Origin of the sequence: Thiomonas sp. 13-64-67 (genome assembly GCF_002282795.1) — a bacterium.
Lineage (GTDB): Bacteria > Pseudomonadota > Gammaproteobacteria > Burkholderiales > Burkholderiaceae_C > Thiomonas > Thiomonas arsenitoxydans.
The window spans coordinates 21,154-42,124 of the sequence record NZ_NCKP01000003.1 but is presented as its reverse complement, the minus strand read 5'-3'; the positions used below and the strand labels follow the sequence as shown (position 1 = coordinate 42,124).

General features: G+C 66.1%; 18 protein-coding genes. 14 read left to right on the top strand and 4 right to left on the bottom strand.

Translation table 11 applies throughout. The features are described 5' to 3' along the window. The first annotated feature begins 86 nt into the window (after window positions 1-86). Complete coding sequence (locus tag B7X30_RS01500; protein WP_286728704.1) at window positions 87-1,457, top strand: chloride channel protein; 1,371 nt, start codon at window positions 87-89, stop codon at window positions 1,455-1,457. Between the two features lie 8 nt (window positions 1,458-1,465). On the opposite strand, the gene B7X30_RS01495 is transcribed toward B7X30_RS01500, so the two are convergent. Next, window positions 1,466-2,443, bottom strand: a complete 978-nt coding sequence (locus B7X30_RS01495) for a MerR family transcriptional regulator (RefSeq protein ID WP_286728703.1) — start codon at window positions 2,441-2,443, stop codon at window positions 1,466-1,468. A 248-nt stretch (window positions 2,444-2,691) separates the two neighbouring features. On the opposite strand from B7X30_RS01495, the gene B7X30_RS01490 reads away from it, so the two are divergent. The 11 genes from B7X30_RS01490 (at window position 2,692) to B7X30_RS01440 (ending at window position 12,733) form a co-directional block, all read left to right on the top strand. Then, window positions 2,692-3,297 (top strand): glutathione peroxidase, encoded by a 606-nt coding sequence (locus B7X30_RS01490; RefSeq protein ID WP_286728702.1) that lies wholly within the window; start codon window positions 2,692-2,694, stop codon window positions 3,295-3,297. A gap of 41 nt (window positions 3,298-3,338) precedes the next feature. Then, window positions 3,339-4,154, top strand: a complete 816-nt coding sequence (folE2, locus tag B7X30_RS01485; RefSeq protein WP_286728701.1) for a GTP cyclohydrolase FolE2 — start codon at window positions 3,339-3,341, stop codon at window positions 4,152-4,154. A 21-nt stretch (window positions 4,155-4,175) separates the two neighbouring features. Next, complete coding sequence (locus B7X30_RS01480) at window positions 4,176-5,480, top strand: NAD(P)/FAD-dependent oxidoreductase (protein WP_286728700.1); 1,305 nt, start codon at window positions 4,176-4,178, stop codon at window positions 5,478-5,480. Further along, on the top strand, window positions 5,477-6,295 hold the full coding sequence (locus tag B7X30_RS01475) for a DUF1365 domain-containing protein (protein WP_286728699.1): 819 nt from the start codon (window positions 5,477-5,479) through the stop codon (window positions 6,293-6,295). The genes B7X30_RS01480 and B7X30_RS01475 overlap by 4 nt, the downstream gene beginning before the upstream one ends. Next, complete coding sequence (locus B7X30_RS01470) at window positions 6,292-7,563, top strand: SAM-dependent methyltransferase (protein WP_286728697.1); 1,272 nt, start codon at window positions 6,292-6,294, stop codon at window positions 7,561-7,563. Before B7X30_RS01475 ends, B7X30_RS01470 begins: the two co-directional genes overlap by 4 nt. Then, window positions 7,547-8,158, top strand: a complete 612-nt coding sequence (locus B7X30_RS01465) for a chalcone isomerase family protein (RefSeq protein WP_286728696.1) — start codon at window positions 7,547-7,549, stop codon at window positions 8,156-8,158. Before B7X30_RS01470 ends, B7X30_RS01465 begins: the two co-directional genes overlap by 17 nt. Then, window positions 8,155-9,495 carry an MFS transporter gene (locus B7X30_RS01460; protein WP_286728695.1) on the top strand — a complete coding sequence of 447 codons (1,341 nt, stop codon included), beginning with the start codon at window positions 8,155-8,157 and terminating at the stop codon, window positions 9,493-9,495. Before B7X30_RS01465 ends, B7X30_RS01460 begins: the two co-directional genes overlap by 4 nt. A gap of 15 nt (window positions 9,496-9,510) precedes the next feature. Beyond that, window positions 9,511-10,089, top strand: coding sequence for a DUF3833 domain-containing protein (locus tag B7X30_RS01455; RefSeq protein WP_197737900.1), 579 nt, complete (start codon window positions 9,511-9,513; stop codon window positions 10,087-10,089). Then, entirely contained in the window at window positions 10,089-10,856 is a 768-nt protein-coding gene (locus B7X30_RS01450) for an SDR family NAD(P)-dependent oxidoreductase (RefSeq protein ID WP_286728694.1), read from the top strand. The genes B7X30_RS01455 and B7X30_RS01450 overlap by 1 nt, the downstream gene beginning before the upstream one ends. Window positions 10,857-10,999: 143 nt before the next feature. After that, window positions 11,000-12,277 (top strand): molybdopterin-dependent oxidoreductase, encoded by a 1,278-nt coding sequence (locus B7X30_RS01445; protein ID WP_286728693.1) that lies wholly within the window; start codon window positions 11,000-11,002, stop codon window positions 12,275-12,277. 15 nt (window positions 12,278-12,292) lie between these two features. Further along, entirely contained in the window at window positions 12,293-12,733 is a 441-nt protein-coding gene (locus B7X30_RS01440; RefSeq protein ID WP_286728692.1) for a sulfide dehydrogenase, read from the top strand. 33 nt (window positions 12,734-12,766) lie between these two features. On the opposite strand, the gene B7X30_RS01435 is transcribed toward B7X30_RS01440, so the two are convergent. Continuing rightward, window positions 12,767-13,798 carry an isocitrate/isopropylmalate dehydrogenase family protein gene (locus B7X30_RS01435; RefSeq protein ID WP_286728691.1) on the bottom strand — a complete coding sequence of 344 codons (1,032 nt, stop codon included), beginning with the start codon at window positions 13,796-13,798 and terminating at the stop codon, window positions 12,767-12,769. Between the two features lie 120 nt (window positions 13,799-13,918). Here B7X30_RS01435 and B7X30_RS01430 point away from each other — a divergent pair, with 120 nt between their 5' ends. After that, on the top strand, window positions 13,919-14,377 hold the full coding sequence (locus tag B7X30_RS01430) for a LapA family protein (RefSeq protein WP_286728690.1): 459 nt from the start codon (window positions 13,919-13,921) through the stop codon (window positions 14,375-14,377). Between the two features lie 55 nt (window positions 14,378-14,432). On the opposite strand, the gene B7X30_RS01425 is transcribed toward B7X30_RS01430, so the two are convergent. Both B7X30_RS01425 and B7X30_RS01420 read right to left on the bottom strand, forming a co-directional pair. Beyond that, window positions 14,433-16,796: a thioredoxin domain-containing protein gene (locus B7X30_RS01425; protein ID WP_286728689.1), complete on the bottom strand. Its 2,364-nt coding sequence runs from the start codon at window positions 16,794-16,796 to the stop codon at window positions 14,433-14,435. A gap of 5 nt (window positions 16,797-16,801) precedes the next feature. After that, window positions 16,802-18,070: a multifunctional CCA addition/repair protein gene (locus tag B7X30_RS01420; protein WP_286728688.1), complete on the bottom strand. Its 1,269-nt coding sequence runs from the start codon at window positions 18,068-18,070 to the stop codon at window positions 16,802-16,804. 215 nt (window positions 18,071-18,285) lie between these two features. On the opposite strand from B7X30_RS01420, the gene B7X30_RS01415 reads away from it, so the two are divergent. Beyond that, window positions 18,286-20,808 (top strand): sensor domain-containing protein, encoded by a 2,523-nt coding sequence (locus tag B7X30_RS01415; RefSeq protein WP_156053380.1) that lies wholly within the window; start codon window positions 18,286-18,288, stop codon window positions 20,806-20,808. The last annotated feature ends 163 nt before the right edge of the window (window positions 20,809-20,971 follow it).

Here is a 20,971-nt window from a genome sequence, read left to right as displayed (position 1 = left end):
GTCGGGCGCTTCGAGAAAGTGAGTCTGTTGCCGTGACCTCCGCATTGTTCGGCCGACTGCGCCTGTTTTGGCGGAACATCGATCCGATGGTGCCCATGACGCTGGTCGGCGCTGCTGTGGGTTTCATCGCTGCGATCGCGGTAGAGGGATTCCGCCAGGCCATGTACGCGGTCATGCGCCTTTACACCGAACAAGAACATCTCGTGGCCGCCGCCGCGGGGCTGCCGCTCTGGGCGCGGGTGGTCATCCCCACAGTAGGCGCCACGCTAGGAGGCTTGATCATGTGGGCCGGGCACCGCTGGATCAAGCGTCCGCGCGGGCCGGAATACATGGAGGCGGTGCTGGTGGGCGATGGTCGGTTGCCTCTAGGCCCCAACCTCACGCGCACGTTGTCGTCTCTGGTCGGGGTGAGCAGCGGCATCACCATCGGCCGCGAGGGCACCATGATCCAGTTCGCGGCGCTGGTGTCGTCTTTGTTGGGCCGCATCGGCAAGACGGATGCGGCGCATCGTCGGCTCATCGTGGCGTGTGGGGCGGCCGCTGGTTTCGCCGGGGCGTATCACGCGCCGATCGCGGGCACGCTGTTCGTTGCCGAAATCATTCTGGGCGGTCTGGCGCTGCGTGAAATCGCGGCCGTGCTGGTCGCCGCGGTGATGGGCGAACTCACCACGCAAGCGCTGTTCGCCACCGGGCCGCTATACCTGTCTCACGCTATCCCGGTGGTGGGGTTTTCTGACCTGGTCGATGCCGTGTTCATCGGCGTGATCGCCGGGCTGCTCGGGCCCGCCTTCCTCTGGCTGCTCGACACGGCACGCAAGCGCTATCAGCCGCTGATCAATTTTCTGCCGCTGCGCATGGGGCTGATGGGCCTGCTCATCGGCCTGCTGTCGATGATCCGCCCGGAGGTCTGGGGCAATGGCTACAGCGTGGTGCAATCCATGCTGGTCGATCATTGGGCGCTGTCCACCCTCGTGCTGGTGTTCGTGCTGCGCATCATTGCGGTGACAGCAGCGAGCGCGGCGGGCATTCCGGGCGGCGTGCTCACGCCCACGCTGATGCTCGGCGGCGCCATCGGCCTGATGGTGCAGCACACCCTGCTGCTGGGTGACGCCACGCACGCGCAGGCCTTGTGGGTGCTGGTGGGCATGGGCAGTCTGCTGGCGGCCACCACCCATGCGCCGGCGATGTCGGCCATCATGGTGTTCGAAATCACGCGCAATTACAACGTGGTGCTGGCCGCCATGCCGGCCTGCGTGGTGGCCTCGGTGATCGGCAGCCTGCTGCGCGAGCGCTCGGTGTATGCCGAAGCCCTGGGACTGAAGGAGGGCGCCAGCGGCCGTACCTCGCTGTTCGACGCCATCACCGGGCGCCAGCACGCCGTCTCCAATGCGTCGGTTGGCGACAGCGAAGCGCCGCCGCCGCTCAATCCGCGCAACGTCGATCAGTCGCGCGATTAGGGTTTGGATCAGAAACCGCTCACGCGATGCCGTTCGCGCCAGTCGTGAACGCTATGCGCCAAGTCCATTAAAGCTGCGGTCACCCGCACGCCCTCGGGCAGACGCTTGCGCAACGCCGGATTGGAGCCGCCCGCCCACAGTTCGACGGCACGCGGCAGACGGTCGCGCAGTTCGGCCAGGGCGTCGAACACCTGCGCGGCCTGCAGCAGGGAAGAGAAACTCAGCACCAGCACATCGGCCGCGTGCGCCTGAGCGGCCATGAGCATATTGCCCAGCGGCAGTTGCGCGCCGAGCTGAACGCAGCGGCAACCCTCCAGCGCCAGCATGGCTTCGGCCATGAGCAGACCCAGCACATGCGGCTCCTGCGGCACGGTGGTCATCAACACTTTGGGACGCGACTGCGCCGCTTCACCCAGCGGAATGGCGTCGATGGCGGTGCGCAGCACGCGCTGAATGACCTCGGAATACAGGTGCTCTTCAAACACCTCCAGTTCGCCTCGCATCCACGCCTGCCCCACGCCGGAATTGAGCGGAGCGACCACTTCAGTGACAAATCGGCTGATGCCCATGCGCATCGCGTCTTGCAGCAGCGCACGCCGCAACAGTTCGGCATCGTGCCGTTTAAGCAGCGCGAGGTAGGCGTGCACTTCGGCGCTTTCCGTCGGCATTTGCTCGCTTGCCGACGCAGCGGCGGCATCGGGCGAAATCTCGGCCGAGCTGCGGCCGCGCGCCAAGGCATCGAGTTCGTCGATCGGCAGTGCCACAACCTGCGCGGGACGGTGCCCGCCGTCGAGCAAACGCTTGATGACCCGCAAGCGCTCGACCTGATCGAGCGGATAGAGCCGGTCGCCCGACGCATCTCGGTGGGGCTGAGGAAAACCGTAGCGCCGCTCCCAGACCCGCAGCGTGTCCTTGCCGATGCCGGTGTCGCGCTCGACAGCGGCAATGCTGAGTTGCAAGGCGGTATTCACGGTGCGGTCGTTCATCGGAAAGATCGTCGTCTTGGACAAAGCATTTCGGTTTGCATTTCTTTGCTTGTCCAGCAGTAGGTAGAGAAGTTGGATCCAAGGTTGAATCCATTAGCGCTTTCTCAGCGTAACAGTATGGTAAGCCGTCTGACCCCAGACTGATAACCCTACTTATGTCTAGGACAAATTTGAAAATACTTGGTACTGAAGTTGAACTCAAGCATCATTGTCCTAGACAAACACCCACCCGTCTACAGGAGTTGTCCATGCACCGCACTACGCTTAACCCGATCTCTCGCTTCGCAGCAGCCGCGCTGCTCGCGCTTGGCGCCCAGCTGTTCAGCCCGTCCGCCTCCGCAGCTCAGTCGGCGCCCGCAGCGTCGGCCACCTGCCCTACCCTGCTCAACCAGACCTTCCCCCGCCTGCAGGACGACAAGCCCGAGAGCCTTTGCCAATACGCGGGCAAAGTCATCCTCGTGGTCAACACGGCCAGCTATTGCGGCTTCACCCCGCAATACAAGGGGCTGGAGGCGCTGTACCGCGAGTACGGCAAGCAGGGCCTGGTGGTGCTGGGCTTTCCGTCCAACGATTTCCATCAGGAAATGGATAACAACGCCAAAATCGCCGCGTTCTGCAAAGACACCTACAACGTGCAATTCCCGATGTTCGCGCCCTCGCACGTCACCGAGCCCAAGCCGAACGCGCTGTTCGAACAGCTCATCCTCGCCACCGGCGATCAGCCCAAGTGGAACTTTTACAAATACCTGATCGGCCGCGACGGCAAGGTCGTGGGCGTCTATCCCAGCCTGGTCTCGCCAGACAACAAAGACTTTGTCGCCAAGATCAAGACTCTGCTCGCGCAGAAGCCCTGAGTCATTTCTCCTCCCCCGCCACCGCCACAGAAAGGCCCGCCATGAACGCCCCGGAAAAACTGTTTGCCCAGGCTGCCGCAGCCACCCTGCCCGATGTGCAGGCCACGCCTGACCGCCGTAACATCGCCATTCAGCAAGTGGGTGTGCGCGGTGTGCGCTATCCCGTACAGATTCGCTCAGCGCAGGGCGTGCAGCCCAGCGTGGGCACCTTCGAGATGACGGTGGCGCTGCCGCCCGAAGTGAAGGGCACGCATATGTCGCGCTTCATCGAAATGCTCGAAGCGCACCGCGAGCCGCTGGACGCCCAGCAACTCGGCGTGCTGCTGCAGCACATGCTGACTCGCCTACAGGCCAGCGAAGGCGCCATCACCGCGCAGTTCACCTACTTTGCCCGCAAGACCGCGCCGGTGTCGGGCGTGGAGAGCCTGATGGATTACGAAGTCACCCTGCACGCGGCGCAAAAGGTGGGCGCGCTGACGCTCACGCAAAAGGTGCAGGTGCCGGTCACCAGCCTGTGCCCGTGCTCCAAGGAAATCTCCAATTACGGCGCGCACAACCAGCGCTCGCATGTCACCATCGGCGCCACGCTGCGCGGTGAAATGGGGCTGGACGAGCAGATTCGCATCGCCGAGACGGCGGCCTCGTGCGAACTCTGGGGCCTGCTCAAGCGGCCCGACGAAAAGTACGTCACCGAGCGCGCCTACGACCATCCCAAGTTCGTCGAAGACCTGGTGCGCGATGTCGCCGTGGCGCTGGAGCGCGATGAGCGCGTGGCCGCCTACACCGTGGAATCGGAGAATTTTGAATCCATCCACAACCATTCGGCGTATGCCTTGGTAGAAGGCCGCAAAACCTAACGCGGCCAGGGAGCCAAAACCATGCGCATTGCCATCATCGGAACGGGAATCTCAGGCCTCGGAGCGGCGTGGGCCTTGCGTCATCGGGCGCAGATCACGCTGTTCGAGGCCGGTTCGCACTTTGGCGGCCACACCCACACGGTGGATGTCGATCTGCCCGGCGAAGTGCCTTTCGCCGTGGACACGGGTTTTCTCGTGCTCAACGAGCGCACCTATCCCAAGCTGCAGGCGCTGTTCGCCGAGCTGGACGTGCCGCTGGCGACCTCCGACATGTCGTTCTCGGTGCAGACCCCGCTGCCCGGCGGCAACACGCTGGAATGGAGCGGCTCCAACCTGAACACGGTTTTCGCCCAGCGCCGCAACCTGACCCGACCGTCCTTCTGGCGGATGCTGCGCGACATCCTGCGCTTCAACCGCGAGGCCACGGCGCTGGCGCGCAAACCCGACGCCGAACTCGACCTCAACCAGACCGTGGGCGACTACCTGCGTCGCGAAGGCTATTGCGATCCGTTTCTGCACTGGTATCTGCTGCCGATGACCGCCTGCATCTGGTCGTGCCCACCGGGGCAGATGCTCGACTTTCCGCTGGCCACGCTGGTGCGCTTCTGCGACAACCACGGCCTGCTGCAGGTCAACAATCGGCCGCAATGGTTCACCGTGCGTGGCGGCGCGCGGCAGTATGTGCAGAAAATGCTCGCCCAACTGCCCGACGCGCGTCCACGCACTCCCGTGCAGCGGGTGGTGCGGCATGACAACGGGGTTGAACTGCACACGACAGGCGGCGCCATTTGGTTCGACGAAGTGATCTTCGCCTGCCACAGCGATCAGGCCCTCGCGCTGATCGACTCCCCCAGCCCGGCCGAGCGCGAAGTGCTCGGGGCCATCCGCTACCAACCCAACCGCGCGCTGCTGCACACCGACACCCGCTTGTTGCCACAGGCGCGCCAAGCCTGGGCCGCGTGGAATTACGAAAGCACGGTGAACGCGCACGGCGAGCAGCCCACCGTCTGCCTGCACTACCTGCTCAACAAGCTGCAGCCCCTGCCCACGCAACGCCCCATCGTGGTGTCGCTCAACCCGCTGCGCGAGCCCGCCGAGCACACCGTGCTGCGCGAGATCAGCTACGCCCATCCGATCTTCGACCAAGCGGCAATCGATGCCCAACAGCGCGTGCCCGAACTGCAAGGCCAGCGGCATAGCTACTTCTGCGGGGCCTGGTGCGGCTACGGCTTTCATGAAGATGGCCTGAAGTCGGGCTACGCCGCGGCGCAAGCCCTGCTGACCCATGTGGACGCGCAGCCCGCCGACCGCGCCCTGGCCGCATGAAAGCCAGCGCCATGTCCACCGCTGCATCGCCCCACCCGCACCAGCCGCTCATCGGCAGCGGCCCGGTACGCCACCGCCGCCTGCGCCCGGCGGTGCATGCGTTCAGCTACCGCGCGATGTTTTTGCTGCTGCCCATGCGCAGCTTAGCGCGGGACCCAGCGCTGCTGCCCATTGCCCGCAACCGCTTTGGCGCGATGAGCTTTTTCGATGCCGACCACGGCGACGGCGGCACCGACAGCCTTGCCTGGCTGCAAAGCCTGCTCGCGGCGCAAGGCATTCTCGACGCCGATGGCGAGGTCTGGCTGCAGACCTTTCCGCGCATATGGGGCTATGTGTTCAAGCCGGTGAGCCTGTGGCTGTGCGAGCGCGCCGACGGCAGCCTGCGCTGCGCCGTGGCCGAGGTCAACAACACCTTCGGCGAACGGCACTGCTACATCCTCACCCCACCGGCGGGCGAGCGCAGCCTGCAATGGGGCGCCGAATATCGCGCCAGCAAGGTGTTCCACGTCTCGCCGTTCTGCACGGTGGAGGGCGGCTACCGCTTCCGATTCATGCGCAGCACGGGCGCGGGCACAGACCGCATGCTTCTGCGCATCGACCATGACGACGCCCAAGGCCCGCTGATCGAAACCAGCATCAGCGGCGTCCTGCAGCCGCTCACCGCTGCCCGCGCCCGCATGGCCCTACTGCGTCACCCCATGCACAGCTTCGGCGTCATTGCGCGCATCCACTGGCAAGCCTTCAAGCTCTGGCGCAAGCGCGTGCCGTTTCATTCCAAGCCCCTTCCTCCTGACCATTTCGCGAGCCGATCATGAACGCCAGCGACCGCAGCCTGTCACCGCTCTCTCTCGACCCGACCCTCGCCGCAGGCCAAACCCGCAAGCCGCGCAAACCCCCGCTGGCCGCGCGCGGCGTGCTGCGGCTGCTGGAACGCCTGCAGATCGGCCGCCTCGATTTTCACGGCCCGGATGGCGTCTGGCGGCACTTCGGCCAAGACGACAACGGCCCGCATGCCGAAGTCGCGCTGCACGACTGGGCGGTCATGGGCGAAGTACTCAAGCGCGGCGACATCGCCTTTGCCGAAGCCTGGATGCGCCGCGCCTGGGACACACCCGATCTGCCCGCGCTGCTCAAGCTGCTGGTGGCTAACCGCGAGATCATCGCCCGCGCGCTGCATGGCAGCCTGTTGGGCCGGCTGCCCGACCGCATCCGCCATCTTCTGCGCCGCAACAGCCGCGCCGGAAGCCGCGACAACATCCACGCGCATTACGACATCGGCAACGCCTTCTACACGCTCTGGCTCGACCCGAGCATGACCTACTCCAGCGCCCTGTTCAACGGCGACCCCGCGCAGACGCTGGAACAGGCGCAGGCCGCCAAATACGCCCGCGTGCTCGACCAGCTGCAACTTCAGCCGGGCGCGCGGGTGCTGGAAATCGGCTGCGGCTGGGGCGGCTTGGCCGAAGTCGGTGCGCAGCGGGGGCTGCGCATGGATGGCATCACCTTGTCCGCCGAGCAGCTGGCCTACGCCCGCGCCCGGCTCGCCCAGGCCGCGCCGCCTGCCCGGCTTGAACTGTGCGACTACCGCGATCTCGACCGCATCGCCCCGCCAGACGGCTACGACGGCATCGCCTCCATCGAAATGTTCGAGGCCGTGGGCGAGGCTTACTGGCCCGGCTTTTTCCGCACCGTGGCGCGCCAACTCAAACCCGGCGCACGCGCCTGCATCCAGACCATCACCATCGCCGACGATCTGTTCGACGACTACCGGCGCGGTACCGACTTCATCCAGCGCTACATCTTCCCCGGAGGCATGCTGCCTTCGCGCCGCGCTTTCATCGCGCAAGCCAAGGCCGCAGGGCTGGAGGTCGTTGAAGAGCTGGCCTTCGGCGCCGACTACGCCCATACCCTGGCGCTATGGCGCGAGCGCTTCACCGCCCAGCTCGAAGCGGTGAAGGCCCAGGGTTTCGACGACCGCTTCCTACGGCTGTGGACCTTCTATCTCGCCTACTGCGAGGCGGGTTTCAGCCAGGGCTCAACCGATGTGTGGCAGTTCACCCTGCGCCATGCCCGCGCGCGCTGAACCCAACTTGCACGGGTTGTCACGCCGTGCGGTGTTGCTGGCCGTAGCCGCCTCGGCGCTGCCCCGGCGCGCGTGGGCGCAAGCTGCTGCAGGCGTTCCAAGTGAAGTCAGCGCCGCGATTTCGCAGGCCCGGCGCGCGGGCAGCGGCGACTTTCGTTACTTCGGTTTTCTGGTCTATCACGCCACGCTCTGGGTCGGCCCGCAAGGCTTGGGCGCAGAACTCGGCGATACCCCCTTCGCCCTGCAATTGCGCTACGCCCGCAGCCTCAAAGGCGCCGACATCGCGGCGCGCTCCGAGGAGGAGATGCGCAAACTCGGTGAAGGCACGCTGCAGCAGCGCGCCGCCTGGCTGCAAGCCATGCAACGGCTTTTCCCCGACGTGACCGATGGCGACACCCTCACCGGCGTGTTCACCCCCGCGGGCGCCCTGCCTGCGCAGACCCGCTTCTACTTCAACGGCGCGTTGCGCGGGGCTGAAAACGGCGTGGCCTTCGCCCGCGCGTTTTTCTCCATCTGGCTGTCGCCGCAAACCCCCGCCCCCGGGCTGCGCCGCGATCTGTTGGCCAATCTGGGCGAACAGTCCACTCGGCCATGAACGCGCCGCCCGCCGTCTTACCCGCCGCAGCGGCTGCGCTCACGCCCGCCGCCGCGCCGCTGCACGCCCTGGCGTTGTTGCGCTACGGCGCGCCCAGTCTGGCGTTTGCCTTCGTCGCCCTGCCGCTTTACGTCTATCTGCCGGAGCATTACGCCACGCGTTATGCGGTGCCGCTGGGCTATCTCGGCGGCGTACTGCTGCTCACCCGTTTTGCCGACGCGCTGTTCGACCCCTGGCTGGGGCGGCTGGCCGATCATCTGCTGCGGCGCGGCTGGGCCAAACCTGCGCTGCTCGCGGCCTGCGCGCTGATGTTCGCGGGGTTTGCCGCATTGTTCGCGCTGCCCGCGCTGCTTCCCTTTGCGGCGGGCGAATGGCGCTTCACCCTGCTATTCATCGCGGCGCTGCTGCTGACCTATCTGGGGTTCAGCGCCGCGTCCATCGTGCATCAGGCCTGGGGCGCCACCCTGGGCGCCGACGAGGCACAGCTCGCCCGCACCGTGGCCTGGCGCGAAGGGCTGGGTTTGGCCGGGGTGCTGCTCGCGGCCGTCGTGCCGCAGCTCGGTGGCGCGACTGCGCTGGTCGCGGTCTTCGCCGTCGCCCTGATCCTCAGCCTGGCGCTGCTGCGGCGCGCGCCTGACCCCGCGCCCCACCATGCCGTCGCCCACGCCAAACTGCATTGGCGCAGCTTGCTGGCGCCACTGCACAGCCGGCGCTTCGTGGCCCTGCTTGCGGTGTTCGTCACCAGCGGCATCGCAGCCGCCATTCCGGCCACGCTGGTGCTGTTTTTCATCCGCGACCGGCTCGATGCGGCGGCGCTGTCGGGCGCGTATCTGTTCGCCTATTTCGCCGCGGCCGGGCTGCTGGTGCCGATCTGGCTGCGCGCGGTGCGGCGCTGGGGCGCGGCGCGCTGCTGGCTGCTGGGCATGGGGCTGGCGGTGGCGGCTTTCGTCTGGGCGGCGTTGCTGCAGCCGGGCGATCGCTGGGGCTATGCGCTGGTGGTGGTGCTGTCGGGTGCGGCGCTCGGACCCGATCTGGTGATGCCGCCCGCGCTGCTCGCCGGGGTGATCCGCGCGGGCGGGCACGGCAACCGGCTCGAAGGGAGTTACTTCGGCGTGTGGAACTTTGCGACCAAGCTGAACCTCGCACTGGCTGCCGGGCTGGCTTTGCCGCTGCTGGCGCTGTTCGGCTACCGACCGGGCACGCTGGAAACCGGCGTGCTGCCCCCGCTGGTGGTGGCGTACTGCCTGTTGCCGTCTTTGCTCAAGCTCGTGTCTGCCGGGCTGCTTTGGCAATTTTTCGTTCGCGGTCGGTCAGGCCCGGCCGCGTTTGCTTCCTGAATGGAGAGTCTTCCCATGTCGTTCAAATCTGCTTTGCACTCCTGGATGTCGTTTCGTCGCGGCTGGCTGCTGGCCGCGGTGCTGGGCATCAGTCTGCTGTCGGGCTGCGCCAGCGTCACGCCGCTGGCTTATCGGGGTCAGACGCCCACGTTCGATCTCAAGCAGTATTTCAACGGACGGCTCACCGCGGTGGGCATTGTGTTCGACCGCTCGGGCAAGATGACGCGGCGCTTTCATGTGACCATCGACGCCTCCTGGAAGGGCGACGTGGGCACGCTGGACGAACACTTTGTCTACAACGATGGCGCCAAGCAGGAGCGCATCTGGACCATCCGCGAGTTGCCCGAAAAAGATGGCGAGAAGCGCTATATCGGCACCGCGGGCGATGTGATCGGCGAGGCCATCGGCCGGGCGGCGGGCAATGCGCTGAACTGGCACTACACCCTGGCGCTGCCGGTGGATGGCACGGTCTACAACGTGCAGTTCGACGACTGGATGTATCTGATGGACGATCATGTGCTGCTCAACCATTCGGTCATCACCAAGTTCGGCTTCAAGGTGGGCAGCGTGTTCCTGTCGTTCAACAAGCCCTGATGACCATGCCGCTCAACCCGCGCATCACTGGCTGGAAGGAACGGCGCGTCTGGGTGATCGGCGCGTCCACCGGCATCGGCCGCGCCACCGCCATCGCGCTGCTGCAGCGCGGCGCGCGGGTGGCGGTGTCGGCGCGCAATGCGCAGGCGCTGCAGCAGATCGACGGCGCCCTGCCCATACCGCTGGACGTGACCGATGCGCAGGCCCTACGCGCCGCGATGCAAAGTCTGCAGCGCGACTGGGGCGGCCTCGATCTGCTGCTCTACTGCGCCGGCACCTACCGCCCCATGCGCGCCACCGAGTTCGATCTGGCCAGCGCCTTGCAGCATGACGATGTGAACTACCGCGGTGCGCTGCACGCCCTCGATGCCGCGCTGCCGCTGTTCAACGCCCAGCGCGCGGGGCATATCGCCCTGGTCAGCAGCGTGGCCGGCTTTGGCGGGCTGCCGCAGGCGCTGGCCTACGGGCCGACCAAGGCCGCGCTGATCAATCTCGCCGAAACGCTTTACCTCGATCTGCACCCGCTGGGCATCGGCGTGCACGTGATCAACCCCGGCTTTGTGGAAACGCCGCTCACCGCGCAGAACACCTTCGCCATGCCCGCGCTCATCACCCCGGAGCAGGCGGCCGCCGCCATCCTCGCCGGACTGGAAGCGGGCCGCTTCGACATCCACTTTCCGCGCCGCTTCACCCTGTGGCTCAAGCTGCTGCGGCTGCTGCCGCGCGGGCTGTATTTCCGCATCGTCAGTCGCTTCACCGGGCTCTGAACGCAGCGGCGGGCGCGACCCGCCGCCATGCTCCCGTCTGTATGAAAACACGCATGACCTTAGGGTGAAGACACGTTAGATTCGTGTCGAAAAGCAACGGCCACGCCCCCCATCGCGCGATGGCCCAACCCGAGGAGAACTTGATGGATCGCACCTTGCATCGTCGCGAGTGGCTGACGCTGGCCGCCGCGAGCACCGCGGCTTTGATCGCGCGCCCGGCCTGGGCCGTGGTCGCGGCACAGGCCGAAACCCCGCTGCAAAGCTTCACCGGACCAGGCGCCAATCCGTTCTGGAACAGCGTGGGGCCGTATGTGACCTACCCGCAGAAATCGCCGCTGCTGCGCCTGACCGACCGCCCGATCCAGCTCGAAACCCCGCGCGCCTATTTCCGCAGCGCCATCACGCCCAACGAGGCGTTCTATGTGCGCTATCACTTGCCCGATATTCCCAACGCGATCGACCTCAAGACCTGGCGTCTGGAGCTCACCGGCAACTTCAAGCGCCCGCTGCAGTTGAGCTTCGATCAGCTCTTGCGCGAGTTCCGCAGCGTGGATATCGCCGCGGTGAACCAATGCTCGGGCAATTCTCGTAGCTACTTTCAGCCGCGCGTGCCAGGAGGTCAGTGGGGCAACGGCGCGATGGGCAATGCCATGTGGACGGGCGTGCGCCTGCGCGACGTGCTGGCCCGCGCCGGTATCGAAAAGGGCACGGTGCAGATACAGTTCGAAGGTCTCGACCACGGACCGGGCCCCGAGGGCAAAGGATCGCAACGCTTCATCAAGTCGTGGGACGTCCACGAGCCCATTCTTGACGAGGCGGTCATCGCCTACGCCATGAACGGCGAGCCGCTGCCCATGCTCAACGGCTTTCCGGTGCGGCTGGTCATGCCGGGCAAGTTCGCCACGTACTGGACCAAGCACCTCACCCACATCCGCGCGCTCACCACGCCGGACACCAACTTCTGGATGTACCCGGCCTATCAGATTCCGGACACCCCCAACGGCAGCACCACGCCGGAAGAACTCAAAGCGGGCAAGGTCAAGCTGGTGCCCATCGGTCATGTGAACATGCCGGTGCGCTCCTTCATCATCGACCCGGACGACAGCGCGCCCGTGGTACACGGCCTGCCCACGGTGATCCGCGGCATCGCCTTCAGCGGCATGGGCGGTATCCGCAAGGTCGAGGTGTCGACCGACGGCGGCCAGACCTGGAAGGCGGCCAAGCTCGGACGCGATCTAGGCCGCTATTCCTTCCGCGAGTTTGAACTGGCATGGAAGCCCGAACTACCCGGCTTGCAGACGCTGGCGGTGCGCGCCACCGACACCGGCGGACATGTGCAGCCCGATACTGGGGTGTGGAACCCCGGCGGCTATCTGTGGAACAAGATCGAGCGCCAGCAAGTGCTCGTGCTCGGCGCCTGATCGGGAGAGAAGATCATGCAAAAAACCCTCAACCTGCTCACCCTCGCTGCCGCCGCTGGGCTGGCGCTGTTGACGCTGTCCCTGCCATCGGCATTAGCCGAAACCCCGCGCCCCGGGCTGTTGAGTGCCGGCGACTATGCCGGAGGGCCACTGGGCTCGGAACTGCAGCCCGCGCGCGTGCAGCCGGGCAACGGTGCGGTGTATCGCGTCGGCAAGTGGCCCACTTACACCGCCGAGCTAGCCGCAGGTCCCGGGCGCGATGCCACGCTGGGCAACTGCAGCATGTGCCACAGCGTGACCTACATCACCCAGCAGCCCCCGCTGCCTGCGGCGACGTGGGAAGCCGAGGTGCACAAGATGATCAAGGCTTTCGGCGCACCCATCCAGGAAGCGACGGCCAAGGAGATCATCACCTACCTGCAGACGCACTACACGCCAGACACCCGCAAGGAGTGAAAGTGCAGTTGATCTGCGCGTTACCGCGCGTCGTCAACCGTTCTTGATGCGGCTGACGATGGCGTCGGTAAAGCGCTGGGTATTGGCCCGCCCGCCCAGATCGCCGGTGCGGATGTGGTCCACATTCAGCGTGTCGGAGATCGCCTGTCGCAGGCGGTTGGCTTTGTCGTGCAGATCGACATGGTCGAGCATGAGGGCAGCGGCCAGCATCAATGCGATGGGGTTGGCGATGCCCTTGCCCGCGATGTCAGGCGCCGAGCCATGCACCGCCTCGAAAATGGCTGCATCTTCCCCGATGTTGGCGCCGGGCGCCATGCCCAGTCCACCCACCAGCCCTGCGGCCAGATCCGACAAAATGTCGCCGAACAGATTGGTGGTCACCAGGGTGTCGAACTGCCACGGGTTGATCACCAGCTTCATGCAGCAGGCATCGACGATCACGTCGTCGAGCGCGATCTGGTCGGCGTACTTCTCCTTGTGCAGCATGTAGGCCGTTTCTAGAAAGATGCCGGTGAGCGCCTTCATAATGTTGGCCTTGTGCACCACGGTCACCTTTTTGCGCCCCAGGGCGATCGCGGTGCGGAAGGTGTAGTCGAGGATGTTGCGCGCGCCCTGCCGCGTGTTCACCCCGGTGGCGATGGCCACGGCGTGCGGATCGCCGTCGATCGGGATGTAGTGTTCATAGCCCATATACAGGCCTTCGACGTTCTCACGAAACACCAGCAGATCGATGTTGTCATAGCGCCCGCCGGGAATCAACGTCTTGGTCGGGCGCATATTGGCGAAGAGCTTGAATGCCTCGCGCAGGCGCACATTGCTGGAGCGATAGCCGCCGCCCGAGGGCGTTTCCAGCGGCCCCTTGAGCGCCAGCCGCGTGGTGCGGATGCTGGCCAGCGTGGCCGCGGGCAGCGGGTCGCCCGCGGTCTTCACCCCGCCCAGGCCCGCCACCTGCGCGTCCCAGTCGAAGGGATCGCCCAGCGCGTCGAGCACGGCCAGGGTGGCCTCCATGATTTCGGGGCCGATGCCGTCTCCGGCGATCAGGGTGGCGGGAATGCTGGGGGTCATCGAAGTCTCCGTTGATGGGGCGCTGATTCAGCAAGCAAGGTGCGTGCCGCAACGCATGATTGCTAGGGCGGGTGTAGACCCTAAACTGTAGCGAACGCATTCGACAACAAGGGAGCGAACATGAATTTGCGCAGCGGCCTAGTCATCCTGGTGATCGTGCTCATCGCCATCTTTTCCGCACTGAACTGGAGCGTGCTGATGGCGCACACCGAACTATCGCTGGGCTTCACCACGGCGAAGGCGCCGCTGGGGCTGATCATGCTCGGGCTCATCGTGGCGCTGGCGGCGGTGTTCCTGATCTACATCGTCGTGCTGCAAGCCGCGATGATGAGCGAATCGCGCCGCGTCGCCAAGGAGCTCAAGGCCCAGCGCGAACTGGCCGACAAGGCCGAAGCCTCGCGCTTCGACGAGTTGCGCCAGTTGCACAGCACCGACATGGACAAGCTGATCGCGCGCATCGACCAACTCGACCGCGAATTGCGCAGCGCCATCGAGGCCAATGCCAACGGCCTCAGCGCCGCTCTGGGCGAAATCGACGACCGCCTGCAATGCACGGGCACGCCGCGGCTGATGGGGTGAACACTCCCCCTCCCAACCTCCCCCACTGCGTGGAGGAGGAGTAAAAACAGGCGCGCTACTCCCTCCCCATTTGTGGGGAGGGCTGGGGTGGGGAGGATGTCGGCGCGGAGATTGGCATCACGCTAGGCGCCAGACAGGTTGTGGCATTACAGGCCTGCACCCGCAGCGCCAGCGCGGCGCGCTGAGCGGGCGACAGGGCGGGTAGATTCAACGTCACCCGCCCTTCCCAGACCACAATGCCCTGAGGTGCGAAGGCCGGACGAAACAGCAGCGGCGGCGGATAGCGCACACCCGGCAACGGCTGGCCGCCGACCAGCACGGTGGCGGCGATCAGATTCGGTTCGGAAGCCGGGTTTGCATTGATGTGAAACCCCGGCGCGATGTGCAGTTGCATCCGATCGCTCGCCAACCATTTCACCTGCACACGGTCTGAGGAACACGCGCCTTGCGGCAGCCCAGCGCAATCTGCAGGCCGGATGTGGGTTGTCTGCGGCAGCGACGCAAACACCGCGCGCCCCGCAGCGCTACCCAGCGTCTGCAGCAGATCGGGCCAATCGAGCGGGCGCGCCTGCACTTGCAGCGCCAGAGGCCGCAGCGCGCGGCGTGCCGCATCAGCCCAATGCGCCTGCCCGGTGCGCTGCGCCAATTCAAGCAGCACGGCAATGGCCGCGCTCTGCCCCGAAGGCCGATGCACATCACCCTGCAAGGGCGTGGGGAAGGGCAAGGCATCGGATGTGGGCGCCGAGCGCAGGCTGCCATCTGGCGCGGCAAACCGCTGCAGCATGGCCGCGGCCAGATCGCTGGCGCGCTGGCTCCAGCGCGCATCGTGCTGCACGCTGGCGAGGGTGAGATAGGCGCGGGCAAGCTCGGCGTAATCGTCGAGAAAACCGGGATTGCCGACGTGCCCGCCCGCCCATTGATGCACCAGCAGACGCTGATACGGGTTCCAGGCGTGCTGCCACTCCCAATCGGCCACGCGCATGGCCGCCTCAGTCAGCGCGCGGTCGTCCAGCACCATGCCCGCCTGAGCCAGCGCGCGGATGGCCATCGCGTTGTCGGCGGTGACGATCTTGTCATCGCGCCGCGGCTGCGGGCGATGGTTGCGCGCGGCCAGCAGGGCGCGGCGCTGAGGCGCGAGTTGTTCCAGCCGCGCGACCCACTGCCCCTGCCGCAGCAGGTGCTCGGCCACGTCGCGCCGCTGGCGCAGCACGCCGGATTCGCTTCCCGGGTGCACGGGCGCCAGCGCATAGAGCGCAAACCACGCCTGCGCCTGCCGCGGGCCGAGCACGGCATCGATCTGGGCCGTCGTCCACAGATCGGTGGCGCCTTCCACCCCGCCGGTCTCGGCGGCGATGGCCGTGGCGAACACGCCTTGTGGCAGGCGCAGATCGCGCAGCAAAAAGCGCGCGGTGCGCTGCGCCGTCCAGCGCAGGTCGGGCAGCCGGGTCTGCGCGTAGGCCCGCGCATAGACCGAGAGCAGTTGGGCGTTGTCCGACAGCATCATCTCGAAATGCGGCACCGACCAGCCGGGATCGACGGCGTAGCGGCGAAAACCGCCGCCGAGCTGATCCATCAACCCGCCCTGCGCCATAGCCTGCAGCGTGAACACCACGGCATGCGTCGCTTTCGGCTCGCCCGTCCCGCCACGCGCCAACAGCCAGGCCAGCAGCGGCGGCTGCGGAAAACGCGCGGCAGAAGTGGCTGAGGCGAAGCCGCCGTCGAGGGCGTCGAAGCGGTGCAGCACCTCGGTCTGCGCGGTCTGCGTCCAGGCCGCAGGGTCGATCGGCGCCGAGGCATCGCCCGCAATGGCCGCAGCTTGCATGGCCTGCGCGATCTGCGCGGCGATGCGCTTGACCTCGGCCGGATGCTGCGTCCAGTTCTTGTGCAAGGTCGCGAGCAGGGTGGGAAAGCCCTCCTGCTGCGCCGTGGCCTTGGGCGGGAAGTAGCTGCCGATGTAGAACGGCTGCAGATCGGGGGTGAGGAAAACGTTGTTCGGCCAGCCGCTGTCGCGCGTCATGAGTTGCCGCGCCAGCATGTAGATGTGGTCGATGTCGGGCCGCTGTTCGCGGTCGACCAGCACGTTGACGAACCAGCGGTTCATCAACGCGGCGATCTGCGGGTTGCGGTAAAGCTCGCGCTGCGCCACATGGCACCAGTAGCAGGCGGAGTAACCGATGGACAGATAGATGGGCTTGTTCTCGCGCCTCGCCTTGTCCAGCGCCTGCGGCCCCCACGGGTACCAGTCCACCGGGTCATGGGCGTGTTCCAGCAGATAGGGATCGTGCGAATCCGCGAGATGATTGGTGCGCGGCGACGCCGCCTGCGCGGTCACGCCCCCGGCGAAAAGGAAGCAAAGCGCCGCGCCGCGCAACCACGCGATCCAGCCCATGCGGCCCGATGGATGATGCTGCGACACCATCGCGTTCAGCCTGCCATAAGGGGTGGCAGTCGCAGCGTTACAGCCTGCTCGCGTGCGGCCTGCACCGCCTGCGCAATCGCCGTGGCCTTGCCGCCGGATTGCGTCACTTGCTGCGCAATTGCCCCCGCGTCCACGCCCTGCGCCGCATCCAGTGCAGCCAGCAGGCGCGCGCGTTGCGGATACGGTTGCTGCGGAAAATCGCCGCCGCGTCCGCGATGATCGGCTTCGCAGGCCAGCAGCGCCTGCGCGAATCGCTCCGGTCGCCGCAAGGCGTCGCAGCGCTGCAGCAGACGCAGTGTGGCCTCGGCGCCAAAGCCCAGACAGCGGTGAATATTGCCGTGCTCGGCGGCCACCACGGCGGCCAGCTCGGCGCAGTCGGTCGGCACGCGCAGTCTTCGCGCCACTTCGGCCGCCAGCGCCACGCTGCGCTGCTCGTGTCCGATATGGCGCGGCAAGACATCGACAGGTGTCGTGCCCTTGCCCAGATCGTGCATCAGACAGGCCCAGCGCACTACCAGCGGGGCGTCGAGTGCGACCGCCGCCTGCAACACCAGCATGACGTGCACCCCGGTGTCGATCTCGGGGTGATAGTCAGCCCGCTGCGGCACGCCCCACAACCGGTCTAGCTCTGGCAGCAGCCGCGCGAGCGCGCCGCAATCGCGCAGCACCGCGAACAGGCGCTGCGGCTGCGGCTCCATCAGGCCGCGCGCCAGTTCCTGCCACACCCGCTCGGGCACCAGCGCGTCCACCTCGCCCGCATGCACCATGTGGCGCATCAAGTCCATGGTTTCGGGGGCGACGGAAAAATCGTCGAAGCGCGCCGCGAACCGCGCCAGCCGCAGAATGCGCACCGGGTCTTCCGCAAACGCCGCCGAGACATGCCGCAACACCCGCGCCTGCAGATCGCGCCAGCCGCCGTAGGGGTCGATAAGCGTGCCATCCGCCGCGCGCGCCATGGCGTTGATGGTGAGGTCGCGGCGCAACAAATCTTCCTCCAGCGTGACCTCGGGCGCCGCCTGCACGACAAATCCCCGATAGCCCGGCGCCGTCTTGCGCTCGGTGCGCGCCAGGGCGTATTCCTCGTGGGTTTGCGGATGAAGAAACACCGGAAAGTCGCGCCCCACCGGCAGAAACCCAGCATCGATCATCTGCTGCGGCGTCGCCCCCACTACCACCCAGTCGCGGTCCCCATGCGGACGCCCGAGCAAGGCATCACGAACCGCACCGCCGACGACATAGGCCTGACCTGGGGGATGGGCAAGAGAAGAGGACATACGGTCAAATTGTCCAACTTTCATACAGCCACTTTTCCAGTACTCGAAAAAATAACGGTTACGCCAAATCCACCGCGGCGTCCCGCGGCGACGCTGCTTCGCTTAGACTTTACAAAGTCGCAAACAACGACAAACAGCGATATGAGCCCGGTCATCGAAATTCGTATTGAATAGTGACCGTTCCTCTTCATTTTTCTGCAGGAACATCCCGGCATATGGGGCAAGAAACACAAGCGCGAGTTGCCGACTCCTGGTGCGAGGACATTGCACAGTGGGCGGAGCATTTGCCGCTGATGGCCGCTTGTTTCGATGCGCACAGCCACTTGTTGTATTGCAATACGGCGTATGCGAACTGGCTGGGCAAGACCCCGACGGAACTGCTGGGCAAGTCGCTGGATGCCTTGGTTCCGCATGAAACGCTGGTCACCATCACGCAACACATTGCCGCCGTGCTGCGCGGCGAGATCGCGCAATACGAACGCCAGGGGCATCACGCAGGACGCCAGGCGAAAAGATGGCTGCGGGTGCGGCTGGTGCCTTTTCCGCCCGATGAACAAGGCGCGGTACTCGGCTATTTCTGCTTCATGCAGGACACCACCCGACTGCATGCCAGCGACACCTCGCTCGACCTGCTGCGCACCAGTCCGGGACTGACGGTCTGGGAACTCGATCTGCAGACCGGGCAATTGCACGCCGAGCAGAACTGGCTCGACGAGGCGCACCGGCATGAGCCCAAGACCTTCACCATTCCGGAATGGATGGGCCATGTGGCGCCAGCCGATCTGCCCGCGCTGGAACAGGCGATTGCGCGCATCAGTGCCCCCGATGGTTTTGTGCAGACGGTCGAGACCCGCTTCATCCGCGTGGACGGCAGCACAGTGACCACCATGAACCACGGCATGGTGCGCGAGCGCGGGCCCGATGGCGTCGCCACGCGCATCTTCGGCCTGACCTGGGATATCACCGAGTTGCGGCAAACGCAGACCCGGCTGCAGCGCAGCGAGAGCCGCTTTCGCATGCTGGCGGAGTTGTCGAGCGAGTGGTTCTGGGAGTCCGACCCCAACGATGTCCTGATCTACATCACCCGCAGCTCGCGCCGCGCTAGCGAGTCTCCTCTGGCAACGCTCAATCTGGTGGGGCACAACCTCAATTCGCTCTATCCGGGGCAGGAGTTTTCACCGGAATGGGCGCAGTTGCGCTTTCTCATGGAAGAACATGAAGAGGTGCGCGATCTCATCGTGCCATTCCGCCTCGGGCCGGATCAGGCCTTGCTGTGGTGGCGTATCGACGCCTCGCCGATGATCGACCATCTCGGTCTGTTTCAGGGTTACCGCGGCGTGGTGCGCGACGTCACCAAGGCGCACCAAGCCGAAGAAAAACTCGAACTCGCCGCCTATCGCGATACGCTCACCGGCCTGGCCAACCGCACCCTGTTCGAAAAGCATGTGGAAGACGCTATTGCCGTCACCCCGCCGGGACAGAGCTTCGCGGTGCTCTTCATCGACCTCGACCGTTTCAAGCTGATCAACGACGCGCTGGGCCACGCCGTCGGCGACAAGGTCCTGGTGGAAACCGCGCAGCGCCTGGTGCAGCTCGCCCGGCCCAACAACACCGCCGCGCGCTTTGGCGGCGACGAATTCCTCATCCTGGCCCGCGACGCGCATGACGCCGCGCAGGCCCTGCGCATGGCCATGCTGGTGCAGCAGTCGCTCGGCGAGCCCATGCACCATGCCGAGCGCACCCTGCAGACCACCGCGAGCATCGGGGTAGCGGTGTTCCCGCAGCACGGCCGCACCACGGCCGAACTGCTGGGCCGCGCGGATGCGGCGATGCATGAGTCCAAGATGCTGGGGCGCAATCGCGTCGAGTCATTCTCGGTGGCGTTGCAGTCGCGCATCGAACGCCGCTCGCAACTGGAAGAAGAGCTGCGCGCAGCCATTGCCAACCGGCGCTTCGAGGTGCATTTCCAGCCCATTTGGTCACGCAAGCAAAACGTGCTGCTGCACGACGACTCCGCCACGCTGGAGATCCTGCGCGGCGCCTACGAGATCGCTGGGGTCGAGGCCCTGGCGCGTTGGACGCGCGGCAACGGCGAGCGCGTGCAGCCCGACGAGTTCATCACCATCTTGGCCGACTGCGGCCTGCTCGACAGCTTCGGCCCGGTGATGATGTCCGTCGCACTGGAAGGCTTCGCGCGCCTGCGCAAGGAACAAGGCTTCACCGGCACCATGGCCTACAACGTGTCGCCGCGACAACTGCATGTGAACGCCTGCGTGTCCTGCATCTTCGACATGGCGGCCAGTTTCGACGTGCCACGCGACAAGCTGGTACTCGAACTCACCGAAAACGTGGAAATCGAGCACAACCCCGACCTGCTCGCGGTGTTCGAGCAATTCCGCCAGATGGGCGTGCAGCTCTCGCTCGACGACTTCGGCGTGGGCTATTCCAACCTCGGCTATCTCACCCGCCTGCCGGTGTCGCAGATCAAGATCGACCGCGCCATTGCCTCGGGCGTGAGCACCGACCGCTTCAAAGCCGCCATCGCCCGCGCCACCCTCACCATGGCCAAGACCCTCAACCTGGAAGCGGTGGCCGAGGGTGTGGAAACCGTCGCCGACCTGCTGTGGATGGAGCGCGCGGGCTGCCCGATGATTCAGGGCTGGGTATTCTCCCGCGCCCTCAATCTGCAGCAGACCCTGAACCTGCTGCGCGATCTGCGCACCCAGCAAACCCACTGACGCCCGCCACACCCAGGACAGGAACACGCCGCCGCCGCAGGGCCGCCCCAAGGCGGCGGCAGCCCCCTCGGGGGGCAGCGCAGGCGAAGCCGGAGCGTGGGGGCAACACACCGCCGCTGCAAGGCGGCGGCTGCCCCCCGGGGGGCAGCGCAGACGAAGCCGA